This window comes from Klebsiella sp. MBT K-1 (assembly GCF_002556465.1).
GTDB classification, from domain to species: domain Bacteria; phylum Pseudomonadota; class Gammaproteobacteria; order Enterobacterales; family Enterobacteriaceae; genus Klebsiella; species Klebsiella grimontii.
In genome coordinates this window covers 185,092-199,348 of record NZ_PDEL01000010.1, presented here as the reverse complement: position 1 = coordinate 199,348, position 14,257 = coordinate 185,092, and the positions used below count along the sequence as shown (strand labels likewise).

General features: G+C 55.3%; 14 protein-coding genes and 1 pseudogene. 5 read left to right on the top strand and 10 right to left on the bottom strand.

Going from position 1 to position 14,257, the window contains the following annotated elements; genetic code table 11:
• Positions 1-39 precede the first annotated feature (39 nt).
• On the top strand, positions 40-795 hold the full coding sequence (ulaR, locus tag CMQ96_RS16835; RefSeq protein WP_004871087.1) for an HTH-type transcriptional regulator UlaR: 756 nt from the start codon (positions 40-42) through the stop codon (positions 793-795).
• On the opposite strand, the gene yjfP is transcribed toward ulaR, so the two are convergent.
• Positions 792-1,508, bottom strand: a complete 717-nt coding sequence (gene yjfP / locus CMQ96_RS16830) for an esterase (protein ID WP_024360259.1) — start codon at positions 1,506-1,508, stop codon at positions 792-794. The two genes, ulaR and yjfP, sit on opposite strands and share 4 nt — an antisense overlap.
• A 197-nt stretch (positions 1,509-1,705) precedes the next feature.
• Here yjfP and bsmA point away from each other — a divergent pair, with 197 nt between their 5' ends.
• Positions 1,706-2,014: a biofilm peroxide resistance protein BsmA gene (gene bsmA / locus CMQ96_RS16825; RefSeq protein ID WP_024360258.1), complete on the top strand. Its 309-nt coding sequence runs from the start codon at positions 1,706-1,708 to the stop codon at positions 2,012-2,014.
• A gap of 138 nt (positions 2,015-2,152) precedes the next feature.
• Positions 2,153-2,428: a DUF1471 family protease activator YjfN gene (gene yjfN, locus CMQ96_RS16820; protein WP_004871092.1), complete on the top strand. Its 276-nt coding sequence runs from the start codon at positions 2,153-2,155 to the stop codon at positions 2,426-2,428.
• Here yjfN and CMQ96_RS16815 read toward each other — a convergent pair.
• On the bottom strand, positions 2,419-4,056 hold the full coding sequence (locus tag CMQ96_RS16815) for an isovaleryl-CoA dehydrogenase (RefSeq protein ID WP_024360257.1): 1,638 nt from the start codon (positions 4,054-4,056) through the stop codon (positions 2,419-2,421). The two genes, yjfN and CMQ96_RS16815, sit on opposite strands and share 10 nt — an antisense overlap.
• A gap of 105 nt (positions 4,057-4,161) precedes the next feature.
• Between CMQ96_RS16815 and CMQ96_RS16810 the strand changes: the two genes are divergently transcribed.
• Positions 4,162-4,515, top strand: a complete 354-nt coding sequence (locus tag CMQ96_RS16810) for a hypothetical protein (protein ID WP_024360256.1) — start codon at positions 4,162-4,164, stop codon at positions 4,513-4,515.
• 45 nt (positions 4,516-4,560) lie between these two features.
• Here the strand turns inward: CMQ96_RS16810 and rlmB are convergent, their stop codons facing one another.
• From rlmB to CMQ96_RS16785, 5 genes are all read right to left on the bottom strand, one after another.
• Positions 4,561-5,292: a 23S rRNA (guanosine(2251)-2'-O)-methyltransferase RlmB gene (gene rlmB / locus CMQ96_RS16805; protein WP_024360255.1), complete on the bottom strand. Its 732-nt coding sequence runs from the start codon at positions 5,290-5,292 to the stop codon at positions 4,561-4,563.
• A gap of 85 nt (positions 5,293-5,377) precedes the next feature.
• On the bottom strand, positions 5,378-7,825 hold the full coding sequence (rnr, locus tag CMQ96_RS16800; protein WP_024360254.1) for a ribonuclease R: 2,448 nt from the start codon (positions 7,823-7,825) through the stop codon (positions 5,378-5,380).
• A 37-nt stretch (positions 7,826-7,862) separates the two neighbouring features.
• Entirely contained in the window at positions 7,863-8,288 is a 426-nt protein-coding gene (gene nsrR / locus CMQ96_RS16795; protein ID WP_004097980.1) for a nitric oxide-sensing transcriptional repressor NsrR, read from the bottom strand.
• 151 nt (positions 8,289-8,439) lie between these two features.
• Positions 8,440-9,738, bottom strand: a complete 1,299-nt coding sequence (locus CMQ96_RS16790; protein ID WP_004097979.1) for an adenylosuccinate synthase — start codon at positions 9,736-9,738, stop codon at positions 8,440-8,442.
• Positions 9,739-9,840: 102 nt separating this feature from the next.
• A complete protein-coding gene (locus CMQ96_RS16785) occupies positions 9,841-10,038 on the bottom strand; it encodes a DUF2065 domain-containing protein (protein WP_004097978.1) in 198 nt (65 codons plus the stop codon).
• Positions 10,039-10,256: 218 nt separating this feature from the next.
• On the opposite strand from CMQ96_RS16785, the pseudogene CMQ96_RS16780 reads away from it, so the two are divergent.
• Positions 10,257-10,549, top strand: a pseudogene (locus CMQ96_RS16780) (hypothetical protein).
• A gap of 63 nt (positions 10,550-10,612) precedes the next feature.
• Here CMQ96_RS16780 and hflC read toward each other — a convergent pair.
• The 3 genes from hflC to hflX form a co-directional block, all read right to left on the bottom strand.
• Positions 10,613-11,617, bottom strand: a complete 1,005-nt coding sequence (gene hflC / locus CMQ96_RS16775) for a protease modulator HflC (RefSeq protein ID WP_004871105.1) — start codon at positions 11,615-11,617, stop codon at positions 10,613-10,615.
• 2 nt (positions 11,618-11,619) lie between these two features.
• On the bottom strand, positions 11,620-12,876 hold the full coding sequence (gene hflK / locus CMQ96_RS16770) for an FtsH protease activity modulator HflK (RefSeq protein WP_004128085.1): 1,257 nt from the start codon (positions 12,874-12,876) through the stop codon (positions 11,620-11,622).
• A 65-nt stretch (positions 12,877-12,941) separates the two neighbouring features.
• The gene (gene hflX / locus CMQ96_RS16765; RefSeq protein WP_004128082.1) at positions 12,942-14,222 is read right to left on the bottom strand and encodes a ribosome rescue GTPase HflX; all 1,281 of its coding nucleotides are present in this window, start codon (positions 14,220-14,222) and stop codon (positions 12,942-12,944) included.
• Positions 14,223-14,257 lie beyond the last annotated feature (35 nt).

Sequence of the window (14,257 nt, the reverse complement as noted above, 5' to 3'; positions counted from 1 at the left end):
AATATCATCTTTGCTTATCACTTTTAATCGGATTTGCTCATGACGGAAGCGCAAAGACATCAAATTTTACTGGATTTGCTGGCACAAACGGGATTTGTCACCGTGGAGCAGGTGATTTCCCGGCTGGGAATTTCTCCGGCGACGGCACGACGCGATATCAACAAACTCGACGAAAGCGGCAAGCTGAAAAAAGTCCGCAACGGCGCAGAAGCCGTCAGCGAGCAGCGCCCGCGCTGGTCGCCAATGAATATTCACCAGGCGCAAAACCACGATGAGAAGGTACGGATTGCGCGCGCGGCTTCGCAGCTGGTGAACCCGGGCGAAAGCATCGTCATAAACTGCGGCTCTACCGCATTCCTGCTTGGGCAAGAACTGTGCGGTAAACCGGTGCAGATCATCACCAACTATTTGCCGCTGGCTAACTACCTGATCGATCAGGAACACGACAGCGTCATTATTATGGGCGGGCAGTATAACCGCAGCCACTCCATCACGCTGAGCCCTCAGGGCAGCGAAAACAGCCTGTACGCTGGGCACTGGATGTTTACCAGCGGCAAAGGGTTGACCGCGGAGGGGCTATATAAAACCGATATGCTGACGGCGATGGCGGAGCAAAAGATGCTTAACGTCGTCGGCAAACTCGCGGTACTGGTCGACAGCAGCAAAGTTGGCGAACGCGCCGGAATGCTCTTCAGCCAGGCCGGGCAAATCGACCTGGTGATAACCGGTAAACAGGCGGATGAAGCGATTCTCAAGCAGCTTGAAGATCAGGGCGTTCAGGTGATTCGCGTTTAAAGGTGACGTTGAAAAAAAGCCACCGTCGCAGCTAACGCTTCCGGCGTAATGCGGTGACGGACGCCTTTCTGCCAGATGCAGGTTAGGTTGTCGGCCAGTGCGTTTTGCTGCAGCGCCTGCTGCAGACGGAAGGTCTCCCCCGGCGGTACCACATCATCCTCATCGCCGTGCCAGAGCAGCAGCGGTCGGCTGGCGAGGGTCGCCAGCTGCTGGCTGACGTCCCACTCCGCCAGCTGCCCTGCCTCCCACGAAGGCGAAGGAAAAAGCGTCTGCGAGAGCGTACTGAAATAGCCTGACCCCATCAGGCAGGCGACGCTTTTCAGCTCCGGGTGATGGGTCATAATCCCCAGCGCGGTCATTCCACCCATCGATGCGCCGGCCACCGCCAGCCTGTCGTCCGCAAGCCATCCCTGCTCCCGAATCGCCTCCTGTAATGCCGGAAACTCAACAAAATTGTGCGTCAGAATCGGCCAGAAGCGCTGCATCCGCCCCTGTTCGTCTCCCCGGTAGCGCGCGCCGTGTTCCGCAGCATCAGGCATAATCACCCGAAACCCCGCCTCTGCAAGCGCAACGGCGAAATAGCTGTAGACCAGCTTAGAAGAGGTAAAGCCATGATAAAAGACAATGCAGGGAAGCGGAGTATCCGCGGCGCCCTGCGGGTACGCATGGAGAACCTCCCCGCCCGCAAGGTTACGCATTTCTAGTGCGATCATTTACCGTCTCCTTTCTCTAAAGTGATGTTATGTTAGTACTCAAGCCACGCGTTCGCACATGATTCATAATCTTGAGAACCAGATTACGCTTTCACGATATTTTCATTCGAAAATCGCGTACGGGATAACAATTTGGGAACATTCCCCGGCAATGACATTCAGGCTACCACTACACTATGGCTAACAGGAAACGAGATATGGTTATGCGTAGGTTTACACCGTGGTTACTGGCAATCGCTTTAACCGGCTGTAGCGCCCTACAGGGGACGCCCAAGGCGCCGCCGCCAGCAACCAACCATCCACAAGAGATCCAGCGTAACCAGACGACGGGTCTGCAGAAGATGGGGACGGTGAGCGTATTAATGTACGGCTCGCCGATGGATGTAGAGGCTGCGCTGAAGGTCAAAGCAGAGGCGGCTAAGGCGGATTACTACGTCATCATTATGATTGATGACACCATGGTTCCAGGCCAGTGGTATTCGCAGGCAATTTTGTACCGTCAATAGCGGTCAACCTTTAAGCCAGCTTGACACTGCTTTGCATCCATTCACGTTCTCCTGCGCCTAATAACGTTCAGCCAGCCGTAAACCTGGCAGAACGTTAGCAACGGACTGCCCTCAGGACTATGTGAAATGGAGCTGACGATGAAACGAACTTTTACCCTACCCAGCCTGATGCTGACCTCCGCCACGGCCAATACTTCCGCGCAGTCGGCGGAGTTTGCCAGCGCTGACTGCGTAACTGGCCTGAACGAAATTGGCCTGATTTGCGTTAACAACATCTCCGGCAGCCAGCAGGATGTGGAGCACGCCATCGCCGTGCAGGCCGACGAGCAGGGCGCGTCCTGGTATCGCATCGTCCAGATGTACGAGGAGCAGCAGCCGGATAACTGGCGGGTACAGGCCATTCTTTATGCCTGAGGCGCCTGGCGTCCGCGCCCCATTGCCCGTAACAGTAAGTCGTCGAGCGTTTGCTCATCCAGGCGCATGCCGCCGCGCGTATCGAGCATCATCCGGCACCAGGCTTCAGCCAGCGGCGGTGAAGCGAAGCGTAATACCTGCGCGCCAACGCCAAGCAGATAAACCAGCCGGGTAATCTCCCGTCCCTGCTCTTCCAGAGGGCGCCGTAGCCACTGCTGCAGCTGCCGCCACGCCCGATCGAAATGACGATTTTGCCCTTTCACTTCCGCGCACTCCGCCGCCAGAAGCTCAAGCGCCGCCGGCTGCTTCATCAGAACCCGCATCACGTCCAGACACATAATATTCCCTGAACCTTCCCAGATGCTGTTTACCGGCATTTCACGGTACAAACGCGGCAGTTCACTTTCTTCACAGTAGCCGGAGCCGCCCAGCACCTCCATCGCCTCGGCGACGAAGGCGATCCCGGATTTGCAGATAGCAAATTTCGCCGCGGGCGTGAACAACCTTGCCCATAGCGCTTCCTGCGCATCATCGCGCCTGTCCCATGCCCGCGCCAGGCGGAACAGAAACGCGGTTTGCCCTTCAAGCCGCAGCGCCATCTGCCCCAGCACCTGACGCATCATCGGCTGATCGACCAGATTTTTGCCAAACGCCTGACGCTGCAGGGCATGGTACAGCGCCACCGAATAGGCCCGGCGCATCAGCGCATGGCTGCCCAGGGCGCAGTCAAAGCGGGTCAGGCCGCCCATTTTGAGAATTTGCCGGACGCCATCCCCCTCTTCTCCGACCAGCCAACCGCAAGCGTTGAAAAACTCGACTTCACTGCTGGCGTTCGCGCGGTTACCCAATTTATCTTTCAGCCTCTCCAGATGTACGCCGTTACGCTGACCGTCCGGCAGCAGGCGCGGAACAAAAAAGCAGGAGAGCCCCGCCGGCGCCTGCGCCAGCACCAGATGAGCATCGCTCTGCGGCACGGAGAAAAACCATTTATGTCCAATCAGATGATAAAAGCCTTCGGCGGTCTTCTCCGCACGGGTCGTGTTGCTCAGGACATCAGATCCCCCCTGCTTTTCAGTCATCCCCATGCCGATAAGCAGCCCGCGTTTCTGATTCCCCGGTATCAGATGCGGATCGTAGCGATCGCTTAATAGCGGTGATAACCAGTCGCTAAAGGGCCTGGGTAAGGAACGCTGCAGCAATGGGATAGCGGCAAAGGTCATGGTGGTGGGACACAGGGTTCCCGCTTCTACCTGCGCGTGCAGCATAAAGCGGGCAGCGCGGGCAACGAAAGCGCCTTCTCGAGCGTCCTCCTGCCAGGCAAGGTTATGTACCCGGTTAGCGCATAGTCCCTGCATCAGGAGATGCCAGGCCGGATGGAAACGAACATCGTCAAGCCGCGATCCCGTGGCGTCATAGCGCAGCAGTTCCGGCGGGTTGCTGTTGGCCAGGCGCCCCAGCTCCAGCGATTCCGCCGTCCCCAGCTGTTGACCAATGCTCGCCAGCAGATCGCCATCCCAGCCCGCGCCTTCGCGGACGACGGCTTCACGCAGGGCGGTATCGGACAAGAACAAGTTGCTGTTGCACAGCGGCGAGGGTTGATTAAATACGGTATGAGTTTGCCAGTGCATTATGTTTCCCTCCTTCAATGGCTCTATGCATAAGTATGGACAACGGCGCACTTTCCGTCAGAGAACTCTGTTATAAAGTTCTCTCACAATCAGAAAGGGAATTTCATGATTCATTTAACTATTGAAGATCGGGAAAACGCGCTGATCTATATCCCGCTTATCCGCCGCCATTTTCCCCATCTCGCTATCAACGCCATCAAACAGAACCTGAACGCTTCGGGTTACGTCACGTCATTTGATGAAGACACGATCTGCGCAGACATTCTGGAAGAGCAGAACCCCATTGGAAATTTTCTTAATCTCATCAAGGTATTAAAGCATCGAGGCGCGCGGCTTAAATTCATCGAGCAAACGGGAGATGAACCGGGAGATGAATTACTCTTGAGCCAGGTGTTGAACTATGTGGAAAGAGGTCTCGAAATCGCCCGTCAGAGAGAGCAAGAGGATGAACAGGACTGATGAAGATAAGCCATTCCGGAGAATGGCTTATTCAGAAAGAAGAGATTAGCTGCGCTGGCGCACCGCTTCAAACAGGCAAATACCGGTTGCAACCGATACGTTCAGCGACGACACGCTACCGGCCATCGGAATGCTGATCAACTCATCGCAGTGTTCGCGAGTCAGGCGACGCATGCCTTCGCCTTCCGCGCCCATCACCAAAGCCAGCGATCCGGTCATCTTGCTCTGGAACAGGGTATGGTCGGCCTCACCGGCGGTCCCGACGATCCAGACGTTCTCTTCCTGCAGCAGACGCATGGTGCGGGCCAGGTTGGTGACGCGGATCAGCGGGACGTTTTCCGCCGCGCCGCAGGCCACTTTTTTCGCCGTGGCGTTCAGCTGCGCAGAGCGGTCTTTGGGGACAATCACCGCATGCACGCCAGCGGCGTCGGCGCTACGTAAACAGGCGCCGAGGTTGTGCGGATCGGTCACGCCATCGAGGATCAAAAAGAACGGCCGATCGAGAGAGGCGATCAGATCCGGCAGATCGTTCTCCTGATACTGACGTCCGGGCTTCACGCGGGCAATAATCCCCTGATGAACGGCGCCTTCGCTTTTCTCATCGAGAAACTGGCGGCTGGCGACCTGAATCACCACGCCCTGCGCTTCCAGAGCATGGATCAGCGGCATAAGGCGCTTATCCTCACGGCCTTTCAGAATAAAGACTTCCTGGAAACGCTCAGGAGCGCGCTCCAGCAGCGCCTGCACCGCGTGGATGCCGTAAATCATTTCACTCATTTATCTACTCGTTTAGGTTCTGTTTTCAGTCCCTTCACCCCGGCCCCATCACGATGGTGGGAGACGCCGGGGCAAAGGGAGATCATTACTCAGCTATTTTCTTTTTCGCCGCACGCTTGGCCTTGGTCGCTGCGGCGATCTTCTGGGTTTTCTCCGACGGCTTCTTCGCTTTCTTCTCGCCTTTTGGCTGAGCGGACTTCGGCTGAGATTGGCCTTTCTGCTTGCGGAATGCGCTATCTGGCTCGAAGTTCACCTGCTTGCCCGCCTGGCGGCGGCGCCCGGACGATTTACCTCCGGCGCTTTTCTTCGCCTTTTCACGCTCGGTTTTACCGACGTTGCGCGGCGCGCGTTCGCTGGAGATAAGCGAGAAATCAATTTTACGCTCGTCCATGTTGACCGCTTCAACGCGCACTTCTACACGATCGCCCAGACGATAGGTCTGACCGCCGGATTCACCGATCAGACGCTGCCCTACCTGATCGAAGCGGTAGTAGTCGTTATCGAGGGAAGAGACGTGCACCAGACCGTCAATAAACAGCTCATCCAGACGGACGAAGAACCCAAAGCCGGTCACGCTGGCAATCACGCCCTTAAAGACGTTACCGACCTGATCCAACATGAAATCACACTTCAGCCAATCCGAAACATCGCGCGTCGCTTCATCAGCACGGCGTTCGGTCATCGAACAGTGCGCCCCCAGCTGCAGCATCTCATCCATGCTGTAGTGCCAGCCGCCGGTCTCGGTGCTGTTGCCTTTATGTCCCTGCTCTTTCGCCAGTAAATACTTGATCGCACGATGCAGAGAAAGGTCAGGATAGCGGCGAATCGGCGAGGTGAAGTGGGCGTAGGATTGCAGCGCCAGGCCAAAGTGACCGCGATTTTCCGGGTCGTATATCGCCTGTTTCATCGAGCGCAGCAGCATGGTTTGCAGCATCTCCGCATCCGGACGATCGGCGATAGACGTCAGTAATTCCGCATAGTCGCGCGGCTCCGGCTTGTTGCCGCCAGGCAGCTCAAGCCCCAGCTCCGCCAGAACCGAACGGAAGGCGGTAATCGCTTCGGTGCTTGGTTTGTCATGGATACGGAACAGGGCCGGTTCCTCGGCCTTCTCAACGAAGCGCGCAGCGGAAATGTTCGCCAGGATCATGCACTCTTCAATCAGCTTGTGCGCATCGTTACGCTGAGTCTGTTCAATGCGTTCAATACGGCGTTCAGCATTGAAGATGAATTTAGCTTCTTCACTCTCAAATGAGATACCGCCGCGCTCTTCGCGCGCGCCGTCCAGCACTTTGTAAAGGTTATGCAGCTCTTCAATATGCTTAACCAGTGGCGCGTACTGCTCGCGCAGATCCTGGTCACCCTGCAGCATATGCCAGACTTTGGTATAGGTCAGACGGGCGTGGGAGCTCATCACCGCTTCGTAGAATTTGAAGCCGGTCAGACGCCCCTTGGCTGAAATGGTCATTTCGCAAACCATACAGAGTCTGTCGACCTGGGGATTCAGTGAACACAGGCCGTTAGAGAGCACTTCAGGCAGCATGGGAACCACCTGAGACGGGAAGTAGACCGAGGTGCCGCGGCTGCGCGCTTCGCCATCCAGCGGCGTCCCCGGACGCACGTAGTAGCTCACATCGGCGATCGCCACCCACAGACGCCAGCCGCCGCCGCGTTTCTTCTCGCAGTACACGGCATCATCAAAGTCGCGGGCGTCTTCGCCATCAATGGTGACCAGCGGCAGGCTGCGTAAATCAACGCGCCCTTTTTTCGCCTCTTCCGGTACCTGTTCTTTCAGGCCGGCGACCTGTTTTTCGACCGCTGGCGGCCAGACGTAGGGGATTTCATGGGTGCGCAGGGCCATATCGACCGCCATGCCGGTCCCCATATTGTCGCCGAGCACTTCAACGATTTTACCGATCGCTTTAGTGCGGCGGGTTGGACGCTGGGTCAGCTCAACCACCACGACAAAGCCCATACGCGCGCCCATGATCTGTTCCGGGGGGATCAGGATATCGAAGCTTAAACGGCTGTCATCCGGTACCACAAAGCCGACGCCTGCATCGGTAAAGTAGCGGCCCACAATCTGGCCCGTTTTTGGCACCAGTACGCGGACAATTCGTGCTTCCCGACGGCCTTTACGGTCGGCGCCCAGCGGCTGCGCCAGCACCTGATCGCCGTGAATGCAGGTTTTCATCTGCTCAGACGACAGATACAGGTCATCTTTACGGCCTTCCACGCGCAGGAAGCCATAGCCATCGCGATGGCCAATAACGATACCTTTCAGCAGGTCAAGACGTTCCGGCAGCGCATAGCACTGACGACGCGTAAAGACCAGCTGACCATCGCGTTCCATTGCGCGCAATCTGCGGCGCAATGCTTCTTGTTGTTCTTCGCCTTCAATATTCAGCTCTGTTGCCAGCTCATCTCGGCTAGCCGGTTTTTCGCGTTTTGCTAAATGATCGAGGATAAATTCCCGGCTCGGGATTGGATTAGCGTATTTTTCAGATTCGCGGTCCAGGAAAGGATCTTGTGACATGTCGGTTCCTCCGTTGTCATCTCCAGTGAAGTTTACGTCACTCCACCAGTAATAATTTATAAAGCGGTTGATTCTTTTCAACCAAATCGGCCAGCGTGTAGTTATCCAGTTCCTTGAGAAAACTTTGCGCGGCTTCAGCAAGCGCCTGTTTCAGACGACAGGCGGGCGTAATATGGCAAAATTCGCTACTACAATTGACCAAAGAGAGCGGCTCCAGATCGCGAACAACATCACCCACGCGAATCATATTTGCCGGTTTACCAAGACGAATCCCTCCGTTCTTTCCCCGTACCGCCGTCACATACCCTACGCGACTTAGCTGATTGATTATTTTAACCATATGATTACGAGAAACGCCGTAAACCTCCGTTACTTCGGAGATGCTGGTCATTCTTCCATCCGGCAGCGACGCCATATAGATCAGCGCGCGTAATCCGTAATCAGTGAAACTCGTTAACTGCACAATCAACCTCAGGGAAAAGAAAAACAGAGTGCGTCGGTAGACGTAATTACTATTGATGATAAACCAGCCAGCGCTCAGGCCGCTAATTTATTTAAGTGGGGCGGGCGAACAGTAAAAACAAGAGGCGCCTTAACGGCGCCCCTGGAGATCATTACGCGTCGAATGGATCGCGCAAAATCATCGTCTCGGTACGGTCAGGACCGGTAGAGATAATATCAACCGGTACGCCGGTCAGCTCTTCAATGCGTGCGATGTAGTTCAGCGCTGCCTGCGGCAGGCCGCTGCGCTCTTTCACACCAAAGGTGGTTTCAGACCAGCCCGGCATGGTTTCATAAATCGGCTCGATGCCTTCCCAGTTGTCAGCAGCCAGCGGAGTGGTCGTCACTTCGCGGCCATCCGGCATACGGTAGGCAACGCAGATTTTAACTTCTTTCAGGCCGTCCAGGACGTCCAGCTTAGTCAGGCAGAAACCCGACAGGGAGTTAATCTGCACCGCGCGGCGTACCGCCACGGCATCCAGCCAACCGGTACGACGACGACGGCCGGTGGTGGCGCCAAACTCGTTACCCTGCTTGCACAGGAACTCGCCGGTTTCATCAAACAGCTCAGTCGGGAACGGACCCGCGCCTACGCGAGTGGAGTAGGCTTTAATGATACCCAGAACGTAGTCTACATAACGCGGACCCAGACCGGAACCGGTCGCCACGCCACCGGCGGTGGTGTTGGAAGAGGTCACGTACGGATAAGTACCGTGGTCGATATCCAGCAGCGTACCCTGCGCGCCTTCAAACATGACGAAATCGCCACGCTTGCGCGCCTGGTCGAGCAGATCGGAAACGTCAACAACCATCGCGGTCAGGATGTCGGCAATCGCCATCACGTCATCGAGAACTTTCTGGTAATCAACCGCTTCGGCTTTGTAGAAATTCACCAGCTGGAAGTTGTGATATTCCATCACTTCTTTCAGTTTCTCAGCGAAGGTGGCTTTATCAAACAGATCGCCAACGCGCAGACCGCGGCGAGCCACTTTATCTTCATAAGCCGGGCCGATACCGCGACCGGTCGTACCGATAGCTTTCGCGCCACGCGCTTTCTCGCGGGCGACATCCAGCGCAACGTGATATTCGAGGATAAGCGGGCAAGCTTCAGAAAGCAGCAGACGCTCGCGGACAGGGATACCACGGTCTTCCAGACCTTTCATCTCTTTCATCAGCGCAGCCGGAGACAGCACGACACCGTTACCGATGATGCTGGTGACATTCTCGCGAAGAATACCTGATGGAATAAGATGGAGGACGGTTTTTTCACCGTTGATTACGAGAGTATGGCCGGCGTTGTGACCGCCCTGATAGCGCACAACATATTTAGCCCGTTCAGTCAGGAGATCGACGATCTTCCCTTTACCTTCGTCACCCCATTGGGTGCCCAGTACGACGACGTTGTTACCCATTTTTCAAAATCACCGTTTGCTTAAAAATGGATTCTACCATCGCTTTTTCAGAGTTACAGCACTTTTTGCACTCGAAAGACGGGAAATTAGTCTACTTTACGCTCAGCCAATCGTTTTCCTCAACATGTAGTAGATGACGATGCCAGCAACCACAAGACCACCGCCAAACCGGCGTAATAAATTATCCGGTAGTTGGCTCATGGTGGCGACCATTCGACGCCACGCGCGTGGATAAAGCAGCGGACCCAGTCCTTCAAGGACTAAAACCAGCGCCAGTGCCAGCCAGATTGTTGAATTCATTATTCACCTTTATTTATACGCCGCCCAGTACAGAACCAGTCGTTTATCAACGTTGCGTTTACTTTTATTTCATATTGTCCGGTATTTCATCGTTATTATGAACCTATTTAGTGAAACAAAATTCATAATTTATTGTATTGAATGTGTTTTTTTAAATTGCAACTATGCCAGCGCGTATCAGTTTCAGATACGAGCATAAAATAATCAGGAGGATTATGATGAGAGAATTAACCGCAATTGAAATCGACGCCGTAAGCGGCGCAGGCTGGTTACAGGATAGTCTCGCTTCTATAGGTGCAAAAGCTGGCGCCGCCGTGTGGTCGCTCAGCAGCGATATGTTGAACATTGAACTGCCGATTATAGGCACTATCAATCTTTCAACTATTGCTCCCGATTTAGGCAAAACCGTAGGCGAGACGGTTGGTTTCACCGTTGGCGGAGCCATTGAGAGTACCCTGGGGCAGGCCTGCCGGTAATCGGCGGTCTGCTCAATAAACTTCTCGGCAATTAATTCCAGCTCGGTTGTAAAAAAGGCGCCTTATAAAGGGCGCCTTTTTACTTATGCCATCAGTTATTAACGATTCGTTGCCGTAGGTGATTTCATATAGCGGAAGAAATCGCTGTCCGGGCTGAGAACCATCACATCCTGATTGCTCTGGAAGCTGTTCTCGTACGCGCGCAGGCTACGGATAAAGGCATAGAAGCCCGGATCCTGACTGAATGCGTCAGCAAACAGTTTCGCCGATTCCGCATCGCCTTCACCGCGCAGGATACGTCCCTGACGCTCGGCTTCCGCCAGTGTTTTGGTCACTTCATAATCCGCGGTCGCACGCAGTTTTTCAGCTTCTTCCTGACCTTGTGAACGATGGCGACGGGCAACCGCTTCACGCTCGGCGCGCATACGGTTGTAGATCGCTTCAGACACTTCAGCCGGCAGGTTGATCTGTTTGATTCGCACGTCGACAACTTCAATACCCAGCGCCGCCATACTGTTCGGGTTGATCACCTGAACCTTACCGTTGGTTTCCGCTTCAATACGCTCTGCCGCTTTGGCAATCGCGTCATCGGCAGCCGGCGTGCTGACTTCATCTTCCGTGCCCGCGGAACCTGAGTTCAGCGCATCGCGCACTTCCAGGGTCAGACGACCGCGGGAATCGGTCACGATGTCTTTCACATCAAGACGGCCAATTTCAGAACGCAGACGGTCAGAGAATTTACGTTTCAGCAGTACCTCGGCCTGGGAGACATCACCGCCGCCGGTTGCCAGGTAGTAACGGCTAAAGTCGCTGATGCGCCACTTGATGTAGGAGTCAACGATCAGGTCTTTCTTCTCTTTGGTGACGAAGCGGTCGGCCTGATTGTCCATCGTCTGGATACGCGCATCGAGCATCTTCACAGACTCAATAAACGGAATCTTGAAGTGCAGTCCTGGCGCGTACACCAGAGGTTTGTTTTCATCGTCGCGCAGAACTTTACCAAAACGCAGCGTGATCCCGCGCTCGCCCTCTTTGACCACAAAGATGGACATGTAGAGCACCACCAGCACGATGACAATTATCGCGATAACAGATTTACGCATCGTTATTCCCCCTGACGCTGGTAGTCGTTACGCTGCGCGTTGGCGCGGCGTTGGTCCATAATGGTGCCTCCCGTAGAGGTAGAAGCGTTACTGGCGCTGTTTGAGCTGGATGCAGGCGGCAGACGCAGCAGATCGCTTGCGCCACTGCTATCGCTCTTTGCCGCCGGCGCGCCGGCGCCTTTCAGCATCTGATCCAGAGGCAGAACCATCAGGTTGCTCCCCTTATCGTTAACCAGCACTTTGCGCGTATGGCTCAGCACTTTTTCCATGGTTTCGATATACAGACGCTCGCGGGTGATTTCCGGAGCCGCTTTATACTCAGGCAGGATTTTCGCAAAGCGAGCCACTTCACCCTGAGCTTCAAGAACGGTCTGGGTCTTGTATGCGCGAGCTTCTTCAAGAATACGCTGCGCCTGACCGTTAGCCCGCGGCTGAACTTCGTTGGTGTAAGCTTCCGCTTCACGAATGTACTGCTGTTCGTTTTCACGTGCGGCAATCGCATCGTCAAACGCGGCTTTTACTTCTTCCGGCGGACGCGCCGTCTGGAAGTTGACGTCCAGCAGGGTAATACCCATGTTGTACGGACGAATGGTCTCTTCCAGCTCACGCTGAGTATCGCTACGAATGACGGTACGTCCTTCGGTCAGGATACGGTCCATGGTGTATTTGCCGATCACGCCGCGCAGGGCGCTGTCGGTAGCCTGACGCAGGCTGTCGTCCGCGCTGGTGACGCTAAACAGATAGCGTTCCGGATCGGTCACGCGGTACTGCACGTTCATCTCAACGCGCACGACGTTTTCGTCAGACGTCAGCATGACGCCGGAAGCCGCCAGTTCACGGACCGACTCAACGTTAACCGCCTGAACGCTATCAATGAAGGTCGGTTTCCAGTTAAGGCCAGGCTCAACCAGATGGCTAAATTTACCAAAGCGAGTGACGACGCCACGTTCAGCTTCTTTAATGGTATAGAAACCGCTGGCTGCCCAGATAATAACCGCAGCGGCGGCAACGATGCCGACGATACGCCCGCCCATTGGCCCGCGAGGTCCCTGAGAGCCGCTACCGCCGCCCAGTCCACCTTTTCCGCCACCCAGGCCGCCAAGTTTTTTGCTTAGCTTACGGAAGATATCATCCAGATCGGGAGGTCCCTGATCGCGACCGCCTTTGTTGCCATTTCCCCCAGAGTTGCCGCCTTGGTTATTGCTGCTTCCCCACGGGTCGCGGTCCTGTCCGTTATTACCGGGCTGATTCCACGCCATGTATATGCTCCATATTTGTTTTTGATATCCCCACAGGGGTTAATATCTTCAGGCAAGCTGCAAGGTCAAATCACGTATTCAACCAGCGCTGGCTCTTGTTTACAGAGGCGACGCCAGTCAACGATCGGCATGCGCACCTGCAGACCAACGCTACCGTCATCCTCCATCCACTCTTTCTCTATCGCCTGAAGCTGATAGAACCGGCTTCTCAACCGGCCTTCCTGCGGTGGCAGGCGCAGCGTGTGCTGCGCCACTTCACCAGAAAGCCGTTCCGTCAAAGCCTGAAAAAGCAGCGGTACGCCAACCCCGGTCTGGGCGGAAAGCCAGACCCGAATCGGTTTATTTTCTTCATCTCGATCGATACGCGGCTCAAAATCATCCAGCATGTCGATTTTATTCATAACCAGCAGCGTCGGGATCTCATCGGCCTCGATCTCCGCGAGCACCGTATTTACCGCGTCAATGTTTTCCTGCACACGCACATCGGCCGCATCAATAATATGCAGCAGCAGCGTCGCCTGGCGCGTCTCCTGGAGCGTCGCTTTAAACGCGGCCACCAGGTCGTGCGGCAGGTGGCGGATAAAACCTACGGTATCCGCCAGTACGGTTTCGCCAACATCAGGGACGTCAATGCGGCGCAGCGTCGGATCCAGAGTGGCGAACAGCTGGTTCGCAGCATAGACCTCGGCTTCAGTTATCTGGTTGAACAACGTGGATTTACCGGCGTTGGTATAACCGACCAGCGACACGGTAGGAATATCGGCTTTGGCGCGTGAACGCCGTCCCTGCTCGCGCTGTTTTTCAACTTTTTCCAGCCGCGCCAGGATCTGCATAATACGGTTACGCAGCAAACGGCGGTCAGTTTCGAGCTGGGTTTCACCCGGGCCGCGCAAACCAATCCCGCCTTTCTGTCTTTCAAGGTGGGTCCAGCCGCGAACGAGACGAGTCGCCATGTGACGCAGCTGCGCCAGCTCGACCTGCAGTTTCCCTTCGTGGGTACGCGCTCGCTGGGCAAAAATATCTAAAATCAGGCCGGTACGATCGATAACCCGACATTCGCATAAGCGCTCCAGGTTTCGTTCCTGAGCCGGACTCAGGGCATGATCGAAGAGCACGACCGATGCTCCGGTCGCTTTGACGGCTTCCGCTATTTCGACAGCTTTACCTTCACCAACAAAATACTTCGGGTGCGGTGCTTTACGGCTACCGGTAATCACCTGCATTGCTTCGACACCGGCGGAAGAGGCCAGAGTTTCAAACTCCTGGAGATCTTCCATATCTTTGTCTTGCGAAAAATAGATGTGTACCAGTACCGCCTGCTCACCGGCATCATAACGGTCAAACAAGCGTAAACCCCTTATAAAATACCAGCGGGGAACGC